Raw genomic sequence first — 7,033 nt, 5'->3', positions numbered from 1 at the left:
CAGCCGAACTCGATGTTGAACTGATCGAAGATCCAGGCCGCCAGTGCCAACGATGCGGTGTTGGCGGCAGCCGAGATCGCCACCGACTTGAGAAGAGCGGTCATGCGTCGAGTATCCCAGACCGCAGGCGCCCGATCGGCCACCCGACCGCGAGCGCCGGGGCGATCAGAACCTGAACCAGTTGGACTTCAGGCCGAAGGCCCAGCGCGCCTGGTCGCCCGAGATCGTGACGGTCGAGGACGAGCCGACCAGGCTGATCGTGCTGACCCGACCACCCCAGTCGCCGTAGCCGTTGCGGTTCGTGATCTTGAGCTGCTTGAGCGTGCCGATCGCCGGATACGCCTTCTCGATCGTCGCGGCCGACACGGACTTGGTCCACGTGTGGTTGGCGTTGCCCGACCAGTTGTCCCAGGTGTCGCTGACGGCCTTGAGGTACGGCTGGCTGCCCGGTGACGTGTAGCCACCCGACGACGACGAGAACTGCGTGAACGCCGGCTTGCCGTCATACCGGAGGACCTTGCCATTGGTCGCGCTGACCGCAGCGTTGGTGTTCGCGGTCTCCCGGCTCACACCGCCATAGACCTGGCACGCCGTCGTGCTGCAGATGTCGTAGTAGCGCGTGCTCGAGATGCTGCGCACCCCGTACGTACGCGCCGCGACCGCCTGGGCCTTGAGCGCCTCCGGCATCCAGCTCGACGGCATCTCGGCGGCGATGACGCCACGGACGTACCTCTCGATCGTGAGGATGTTGACCGTGTTGCGGCTCGTGGACCCGGAGGACGGAACGGCCGATCGGATCGCGCCTCGATAGACCGCCGCAGAGCCACTGGGCATGATCAGGCCGATCGAGGGCGGGCCCTCGAACTGTCCGTCGCCGGTCCACCTGACGCCCCTGAAGCTCTTGTAGTCGCCGGTGGTCCTGTACTGCAACGTCGACTGCGTCTTGTCGCTCGTGAGCTGGACGATCCGCCACCGCGTCACCGTGCTGCCGTAGATCGTCGTCGGCAGGGCCATGGTCGTCCCGGCCTTCACGTTGCGGAAGACCAGGCCCGAGCGGCCGACGATGTCGACCGAGTCGGTGGTGTCCTGGGAGATCAGCACCCGGATGTTGCCCGTCTGGCCACCCAGGGTCGTGCCCGGGTAGTAGCGCGACAGGATGCTGGCGTAGCCCACGCCCTGCTTGGCCGCGCCCTGCGCGCCGTGCTGGCTCATCCCGATGCCGTGCCCGTAGCCGTGACCCGTCACGGCGATCGTGCGGGTGCTCGGCACGGTGACCGCGTCGGTGGTCGTCGCGATCTGCAGGTTGAACCCTCGATATATCGACCAGAGTCCCCTGACCCCGTCGTCGCTGGCGCGCACCTTGACGTACCAGTCCGTGCCGGCCGTCGGCTTGAGGTCCGACAGCAAGGCAGTCGTCGTCGTCAGACCGGTCAGGAGCCGCGTGCAGGTCGATTGCGTCTTGTCCGCCACCAGGCACAGGTCATAGCTCGTCGCGTTGGCGACCGCAGTCCAGTTGACGCGCGCCGAGATGTAGCCCGCCGTGACGCTGGGCTGACTCACGGTCGCCGGCGCCGTCGTGGGCGACGTGGTCGAGGTCGTGCCGATGACCGTGCCGGTGCTCGAGTACGCCACAGTCTTGCCGGTCGACTTCGTCGAGATGATCCAGCCGCGCTGGAAGTTGTTCCGGGTCACGCCGCTCGAGACCGTGAACGTCGACGAGGTCGGGTCCCCGAGCTTGCCGGTCGACTCGCCGAGCTGCGTGTAGACCTTCGCGATGTCACCGCGGAGGCTGTAGGCCGTGGTCTTGCCGGACACGTAGAAGATGCTGCCGGTGTCGAAGTGCTGACCGATCACGCCATCAGTCGCCGTCGTGGGGTTGTCCGTCGGGTAGCCCAGCGTTCCTGTGCGAGAGCCGAGACGGTCGTACTCGGTGCGGATCTTGCCTGAGACGTAGCGAGCGGCCGTCGACGTGCTCTTGGAGTACAGGTCCTTGAGCTTCGCGTCCAGGCGGCTGCCGGTCGAGGACCGCGCCTCGCCGATGTAGATGTTCCCCACGCTGGCACTTCCGAGCGAGGTGTACCGCGACTTGATCGGCGTCGAGTACTTCGACATGTACGCCTCGACACGATCTCGCAGCCCACCGGTCTCGGACAGCCAGGCATACCCGTAGCGGCCGGGGCACGCGGTGCTGACGACGTTGCGGTGACCCGCGATGCGGTTGAGCGTCAGCCCACCGATCGAGTACGTGCCCTTGGCCTTGACGAAGTTGGTGCCGAGGCGCCAGCCGATGAGCTTGACCATCGCGGCCTTGAGCTCGGCCGTCGGACGGGTCACGTCGTAGTTGCCCATCATCGAGATGCCCATGGTGTACGTGTTGACCGTCAGGTTGCCCGAGTGCGCCGCGCGGACCGCGCGATCCACGCCGCCGCGGCGGCCCTCGAAGATCTGGCCGTACTTGTCGACCAGGAAGTTGTAGCCGATGTCGCACCAGCCGCGGCCCTTGACGTGGTACGCCTGCGTGGCGCGGACGATCGCCATGGAGTCCGCCTTGGCGTACGAGTTGGAGCCGGCCGTGTGGTGCACGACCGCGCCCCGCGTACGGTCTCCGGTCAGCGGGGAGTCGCAGGACGTGCCGGCGGCGGCGCCCCACTGGCTGCGGGTGATGATCGCGGGCTTCGGCGTGTACGTCGGATTGCCGTCGCCCAGGTCCACGGCCGTCGACGTACGAGCCACGCCGTCGAACGACGTGTCGGAGGCGTTCGACGCAGTCGACGCAGTCGCCGGGTCGCCGTCGCTGCCGGGATCGATCGTCGTGATGCGGACGTCCTGCGGAGCGCCGACCTCGGCGGTCACTCGCGCGGCGACGCCGTCGGCCTTGCCGATCCAGAGCGGGTCCGTGCCGGGGTTGCCGGCCTCGCCGTTGTCGCCGTCGTAGTCCATCAGGGTCCACGCCGACCAGGCGCCGTCGGTCCGGGTGCGGACCTCGACCTTGATGCCGTACGACAGGCCTTGGGCAGACCAGGTCACGCCGATCATGCGGAACTTCGGCGTCGACGTCTTGGGCAGCTCGGCGACGACCTTGTCGGTGCCCGCCTTGCCCGTGTCGTCGGACGCGGTGGCAGGGACCTTGGTCTTCGCGACCTTGACCGCCGGTGGCTCGGGCGGCGCGGCCTGGCCAGGCGTCCCACCCGTGACCTCCGTGCCCGCCGCATGGGCGGTCGAAGGCATGAGCATGCCGAATACCAGCACGACTGCGACGGAGAGGCCCGAGAAGCCCCGGGCGGTGCGCCAGGAAAGCATGGGGAAGTCCGATCCTGTTACGGGTGTGACTCAAGTGACGGATGGGTTTTCCGACTGATTATGCTCACAGTTTTGCCCCAAGTTCCACCGAAAATCGGCGAATCAGCGAACTACAACCGTGTCATTCCTGCGGTTGCAGGGACTGGTCAGACGAGTCGGTGCAGGCGCCGCGCCGCCTCAGCGACCGAGCCCGACAGCGACGGGTAGATCGTGAACGCGTCGGCAACCTGGTCGACCGTCAGTGACGCCGACACCGCGAGGGACAGGGCGTGGATCAGCTCGCTGGCTCGCGGGGCGACGACGACACCACCGACGACGATGCCCATCCCCCGCCGCGCGAAGATCTTGACGAAGCCGTCGTGCACGCCCTGCATCTTGGCCCGCGGGTTGGAGGCCAGCGGCAGCATCGCGACGTCGATCTGGAGATCCGACTCGTCGACCTGCTTCTGCGACAGCCCCACCGTGGCGATCTCGGGCGACGTGAAGACGTTGCTCGAGACCTTGCCGAGGTCGAGCGGGTGCACGGCGTCGCCCAGGAGGTGGGACATCGCGATGCGGCCCTGCTGCGCCGCGACCGACGCCAGCATCAGGACGCCGGTGACGTCGCCCGCGGCGTAGATGCCGCGGACGCTCGTGCGGGAGACCCGGTCGACGCCGATGAAGCCGGAGTCGTCGAGCTGGACGCCGACCGCCTCGAGGCCCAGGCCCGCGGTGTTGGGGATCGAGCCGAGCGCCAGCAGGCAGTGCGAGCCGTCGACCGTACGCCCATCGGTCAGGGTCACCCGGACACCTTCGCCCGTGCGCTCGACCGACGCCATGCGCGAGTTGCCCATGACCGTCATGCCGCGCCGGGTGAAGACGGCCTCGATCACGTTGGCGGCGTCGATGTCCTCGCCGGGAAGGACCCGGTCGCGGCTCGACACGAGCGTCACCGCGGCGCCCAGCCCGTTGTAGGCGCTGGCGAACTCGGCGCCGGTGACACCGGATCCCACGACGATCATGTGCTCGGGCAGGTCCTGCAGGTTGTAGACCTGCTCCCACGTCAGGATGCGCTCGCCGTCGGGCTGGGCGTCGGGACTCACCCGCGGGTGGGCACCGGTCGCGAGCAGGATCGCGTCGGTCTCGATCCGCACGTCGCCGTCGGCCGTGGTCGCCGTGACGGCTCCAGCGGACTCGATCGTCGCGGTGCCGTCGATCATCGTGATGTTGCTGGTCGCCAGTCGTTTGGCGATGTCGTCCGACTGCGCCTGGGCCAGGGTCAGCACGCGTGCGTTGACCGCCGCGAGGTCGGCGCGTACGTCCTTGGGCACCTGCACCCCGAGCTCGGCAGACGTCCCGACCTCGGTCAACAGGTCCGACGTCGCGATGAGGGTCTTGCTCGGCACGCAGTCGGTCAGGACGGTCGAGCCGCCGAGGCCGTCGCGCTCGACGAGAGTGACCTCCGCGCCGAGTCTCGAGGCCACGAGGGCCGCTTCGTATCCACCCGGTCCGCCGCCGACGATCGTCACATGGGTCACCGGATCAGTCTCCCATTGCCGCCGAGCGAGTCGCCACCGGTCGCCCCCCGATCGACTGTCGTAATGTACGGCAGGTGAGTACTCAGGAACTGGCCCGAGAGGCTGCCGAGGCGCTGCGAGAATGGACCGGGGGCGGGGACCACGACATCGCGCTGGTGATGGGCTCCGGCTGGCTTCCCGCGGCCGACGCACTCGGCATGCCGGACTACGAGATCCCGCTCGCCGACCTGCCCGGGTTCAGCGCCCCTGCGGTCGCCGGGCACGGCGGGACGGTGCGTTCACTGACCCTCGGCGACCGTCGCCTGCTGATCTTCCTGGGCCGCACCCACTACTACGAGGGCAAGGGTGTCGCGGCCGTCGTGCACGGCGTGCGTACGGCGGCTGCCGCCGGCGTCAGGACACTCGTGCTGACCAACGGCTGCGGCGCGCTCAATCCCGCCTGGCCGCCCGGCACCCCCGTCCTGATCAGCGACCACATCAACATGACCGCGACCTCACCTCTTGTGGGCGCCAACTTCGTCGACCTCACGGATCTCTACTCGTCGCGGCTGAGGGCCTTGTGCAAGGAGGCCGATCCGAGCCTCGCCGAGGGCGTGTACGTCCAGCTGCCCGGTCCCCACTACGAGACGCCGGCCGAGATCGGCATGGTCCGGGCGATCGGCGGCGATCTCGTCGGCATGTCGACGACGCTCGAGGCGATCGCGGCCAGGGCCGAGGGCCTGGAGATCCTCGGCATCTCGCTGGTCACCAACGCGGCGGCCGGCATGACCGGCGAACCGCTCAACCACGAAGAGGTCCTCGAGGCCGGCCAGGCTGCGGCGACCCGCATGGGCGCCCTGCTCGGCAACGTGCTGCCGAGGATCTGATGAAGGTCCTCGTCACGGGCGCCGGCGGACGGATCGGCCGAACGCTCGTACGAGGACTGCCCGAGCTGGGGCATGAGGTCCGCGGGCTCGACCTGGTCGACGACCCGGGCACCTGCGCGCTCGGCTGGGTCACCGGCGACTGCCTCGATCCTGCCGTTGCGGACGAGGCGGTGTCCGGCGTCGACGCCGTCGTCCACCTCGCCGGCAACCCCAACGAGGCTCCGCTGCCCGAAAGCCTGGAGTCGCACGTCCACACGACCGCGCGGCTGCTGGAGGCGATGCTCGCCCACGGCGTCGGCCGGATGGTCTACGCCAGCAGCAACCACGCCGTCGGTCATACGCCGCGCGGCGACCTCCTCACCGCCGACGTGAGGCCGCGCCCCGACACCTACTACGGCGTCGCCAAGGCGGCCGCCGAGGCGCTGCTGAGCCTCTACGCCGACCGTCGGGACATCAGCTCCGTCGCGCTGCGGATCGGCTCGTTCCGCGAGCGACCGACCAGCGTCCGAGAGCTGTCGACCTGGCTGTCGCCCGGTGACGCAGTACGCATGGCCGATGCGGCCGTTCGGTCGTCCGAGCCGGGGTTCCACGTGCTCTACGGCATCTCCGCCAACACCCGTGCGTGGTGGGACCTGGGTCCCGGCCGCGCCTTGGGGTACGACCCGCAGGACGACGCCGAGTCGTATGCCGATGCCGTGACGCCGGGACCCGATGACGCGGCTGAGAATGCGTACGTCGGCGGACCCCTCGTCAGCCAGCTCCAGCTACCACCCGCCTTCTGAAGGGAACCTCATGACCGACGACCTCCTCGCCCGCGCCCGCGAGTGGCTCAGCCAGGATCCCGACTCCGTGACCGTCCAGGAGCTGCAGGCTCTCATCGACGCCGGCGACGTCGCCGGGCTCGAGGATCCGTTCCGGGAACGCCTGCAGTTCGGCACCGCCGGACTGCGGGGCGCGCTCGGCGCCGGCCCCAACCGGATGAATCGGGTCATCGTCGCGCAGGCCGCGGCGGGCCTCGCGGCGTACCTGCTGGAGCACGGCTCATCACCCACGGTCGTCGTCGGTTACGACGCGCGGCACAACTCCGAGATCTTCGCCCGTGACACCGCCGAGATCATGGAGGGCGCCGGCGTCCACGCCTTCCTGCTGCCGACGCACCTGCCGACGCCGGTCCTCGCGTTCGCGATCCGGCACCTGGGCTGCAGCGCCGGCGTCATGGTCACGGCGTCGCACAACCCGCCGCAGGACAACGGCTACAAGGTCTACCTCGAGGACTCCAGCCAGATCGTGCCGCCGGCCGATGTCGAGATCTCCGCGGCGATCGACGCGGTCGGCCGGGTCGACGAGATG

General features: G+C 69.1%; 4 protein-coding genes and 1 pseudogene. 3 read left to right on the top strand and 2 right to left on the bottom strand.

Annotation, left to right across the window (positions count from 1 at the left end; genetic code table 11):
• Positions 1 to 165: 165 nt before the first annotated feature.
• Positions 166 to 3,300, bottom strand: a complete 3,135-nt coding sequence (locus V6M46_RS00680; RefSeq protein ID WP_332661753.1) for a SpoIID/LytB domain-containing protein — start codon at positions 3,298 to 3,300, stop codon at positions 166 to 168.
• Positions 3,301 to 3,446: 146 nt separating this feature from the next.
• Positions 3,447 to 4,817, bottom strand: coding sequence for an NAD(P)H-quinone dehydrogenase (locus tag V6M46_RS00675; protein WP_332661752.1), 1,371 nt, complete (start codon positions 4,815 to 4,817; stop codon positions 3,447 to 3,449).
• Between the two features lie 74 nt (positions 4,818 to 4,891).
• Between V6M46_RS00675 and V6M46_RS00670 the strand changes: the two genes are divergently transcribed.
• The 3 genes and pseudogenes from V6M46_RS00670 to V6M46_RS00660 form a co-directional block, all read left to right on the top strand.
• On the top strand, positions 4,892 to 5,683 hold the full coding sequence (locus tag V6M46_RS00670) for a purine-nucleoside phosphorylase (protein WP_332661751.1): 792 nt from the start codon (positions 4,892 to 4,894) through the stop codon (positions 5,681 to 5,683).
• Positions 5,683 to 6,465, top strand: coding sequence for an NAD-dependent epimerase/dehydratase family protein (locus V6M46_RS00665; protein WP_332661750.1), 783 nt, complete (start codon positions 5,683 to 5,685; stop codon positions 6,463 to 6,465). The genes V6M46_RS00670 and V6M46_RS00665 overlap by 1 nt, the downstream gene beginning before the upstream one ends.
• A 10-nt stretch (positions 6,466 to 6,475) precedes the next feature.
• Positions 6,476 to 7,033, top strand: a pseudogene (locus V6M46_RS00660) (phospho-sugar mutase); the annotation flags it as partial.

It is taken from the genome of Aeromicrobium sp. (assembly GCF_036676885.1).
GTDB lineage: Bacteria > Actinomycetota > Actinomycetes > Propionibacteriales > Nocardioidaceae > Aeromicrobium.
This window is presented reverse-complemented; position numbering and strand designations above follow the sequence as displayed.

What these genes read in the sequence shown, in the direction of transcription:
- V6M46_RS00680 (WP_332661753.1), bottom strand. Translation starts at nt 3,300, where the DNA reads ATGCTTTCCTGGCGCACCGCCCGGGGCTTCTCGGGCCTCTCCGTCGCA.
- V6M46_RS00665 (WP_332661750.1), top strand. Translation starts at nt 5,683, where the DNA reads ATGAAGGTCCTCGTCACGGGCGCCGGCGGACGGATCGGCCGAACGCTC.